General features: G+C 32.4%; 3 protein-coding genes. All 3 read left to right on the top strand.

Features of this window, described 5'->3' with window-relative positions; translation table 11 throughout:
- The coding region (locus tag PHP06_11130) for a hypothetical protein (protein MDD3841093.1) at positions 1-326 on the top strand (326 nt) is incomplete at its 5' end.
- Positions 327-942: 616 nt separating this feature from the next.
- Positions 943-2,166, top strand: a complete 1,224-nt coding sequence (locus PHP06_11135) for an IS110 family transposase (GenBank protein MDD3841094.1) — start codon at positions 943-945, stop codon at positions 2,164-2,166.
- A 158-nt stretch (positions 2,167-2,324) separates the two neighbouring features.
- A partial coding sequence (locus PHP06_11140; GenBank protein ID MDD3841095.1) for a hypothetical protein occupies positions 2,325-2,547 on the top strand: 223 nt, incomplete at its 3' end.

The raw sequence follows: 2,547 nt of genomic DNA on the forward strand, positions 1-2,547 counted from the left end.
ATGATAAGGTTTTAGTGGGGGTGTTTATAATGACTTTTACTATATTCGGTTTAGGCTTTTTAATTCAAGCGGTTTTTAATGCATTAGGGAAAAACACTTTTCTTGGAAAAGAGTACCGTAATTCTGAGAAGGGCAGAATATACCAACGTAGTATGGTATTTCCATTAATGATTCTCGGTTGTGGTTGGTCTTTCTTAGGTACAATATATTATGCTGTATATCAAGGAAATGATTCTACCTCGTTTTATATTTGGTTAGCTGTTGTTACAATTCCTATATTTATATGGCTTGCAGTAAATAAATATAAATTCAAAAAGAGATTCTAATGATTAATATTATACGAACCAAATATTATTTATGGTTAATATAATTTAAATATTAATTACAGATTGTTTTTAGTGAAGATAATCATATATTATGACAAACTCAACACTATTTACGGTATAGGTGTAAGGCTTAATCTTAGCCATTCCCAGTTTTACACAATAAGAATTATGACAAACCAAGAAAGCTGTTTAACAATTGGATTTACTAGTGTAGAGCAGGTTTTGATACTTTGTCTCTTTTATTTTGTAATATAGGTTTGTCATAGTATGGGATACGATATAGGTATGTAAAACTAAAAATTTAATAAAGAAAATGAAATGGCGAAGTTTTAAGGTCGAAAAACTACCAAAGAAACTTCGCCTTTTTTTAGTACCATAAATAGTGTAAGAAGGAATTATCCTTTCTTGCACTATTTTTTATATAATGAAAGGGTAGAGCAACGAGTCTTTTTTAGGGCTAGTACGTCCGTGCATAAAACTGTTGCCTACCGACTCATTATATGTATTCGATTAAGCAGGTTGGGCTAATACGTCCGTGTCACATGCTAAAATGAGTGGAAATGGGTGCAGGTAGGATTCTACATTATCTATTTTAAAAGAATAGGGAGGGAAGAAAATGATATCTATAGGTATTGATATTTCTAAAGACAAATCCACTATTTGTGCTCTTAAAAGTGGTAGTGAGACCATTTGGAAACCATTTGATTTAAAGCATTTACAAAGTGATATGCAAAGCTTCATATCCAAACTTGAAGCTTTAACAGGAGAACTACGAATAGTTATGGAAGCTACAGGGAAGTACCATTTACCAATACTGTACTCATTAAAATCAAAAGGGTACTTTGTTACAGTAGTTAATCCTTTAAAGATGAAGCAATTCTGCCGTTCAATGAGTTTTCGTAAGGCTAAAAATGACAATATTGATTCAAGATTAATTGCTGAGTATGGACTAATTTATTGGCATAAACTAGAAGAATATAAATTAGATAGAGAAGTTTATCAGAACTTGAAATACTTAAATCGTTCCTATCATCATTATATGGACTTGAGGATTAGTCAAATGAATTTTCTAGATACTTTCATTGATCAAGTCTTTCCAGGCTTGAAAAAGATTTTACCCCATGGCTCAGGAGACTTTAGCAAGGATAAATTATTAGATTTTTTAGAAGTTTGGTGGCATAAGGATGTGGTTATTAGCCAAGACGAAGAAGAATTTATTAAAGTTTATCAAAAGTGGGCAAAAGAAAAGAGATACCATCCTAATGCCAAGAAGGCACAAGCTATCTACGAGGTCGCTTTAGAAGGTATCTCCACTCAGCCCTCAAATAGCCCATATATTAAAGCGGACGTTTACGAGAGCATTCAGCTGGTTAAAAGAATTAACCAAAGCCTCAATTGTATTTTATCACAAATGTTAGATCTTGCCGAGCCTTTAGAAGAATTTCAGGAAGCAAAGAAATTTTCTGGTATATCAGATAAGCTGGCAGTTCAGATAACAGCTGAATTTGGAGACTTGAGCAAATTTAGAAATAAAAAGTGTCTAATATCTTTCGTTGGCATTGATGCTCCAACATATGAATCTGGGGATTTCAAAGGTAGTCGGCGTAAAATATCTAAAAGAGGTAATGCTATTCTTAGAAAGGTTGGCTATCAGGCAATGAAATGCATGATGGGTGCTAAAAACCCTGAAAATCCAGTATATTGTTATATGGTAAAGAAAGAAGAAGAAGGTAAGGCCAAGAAAGTAAGTAAATTTGCAGGTTTAAACAAGTTTTTGAGAATTTACTATGCCAGAGTAATAGAGATAAAAGAAGAAAAAGCATCTAAAAAAGCAGCATAATAATCATACTTAATTTAAAATACAATAAGCCGAATCAAGTGTCGGCCTATTTGTTATGTCTAAATTCAAATATTAAAAATTGAGCAAATTATAAAAATTGGCCTTGACTTTTGTTAGCAGGTTTTATGTCTAAAAACAGAAAGAAAGGGTTGAGAACAATGTCAAAATTATTTATGTATGGTACATCCTTGGAGGGAATAGAGCAATTAATGGTCATGGTTCCTAACTTCCAGCCAAGAAGAAGTGGTATAGTTATCAATAATTATTTTAACTGCAGGGGAGGCGATAAAGATTGCAAGATAGGTGTGATTAATGTAGATAATAGCTGTAGAGATTGTGTATCTGATGATTTGGATTGTCAAATTAATCTGGATAAGAAAA

The sequence above is a fragment of the Clostridia bacterium genome, assembly GCA_028698525.1.
Lineage (GTDB): Bacteria > Bacillota > Clostridia > JAQVDB01 > JAQVDB01 > JAQVDB01.

What these genes read in the sequence shown, in the direction of transcription:
- PHP06_11135 (MDD3841094.1), top strand. Translation starts at nt 943, where the DNA reads ATGATATCTATAGGTATTGATATTTCTAAAGACAAATCCACTATTTGT.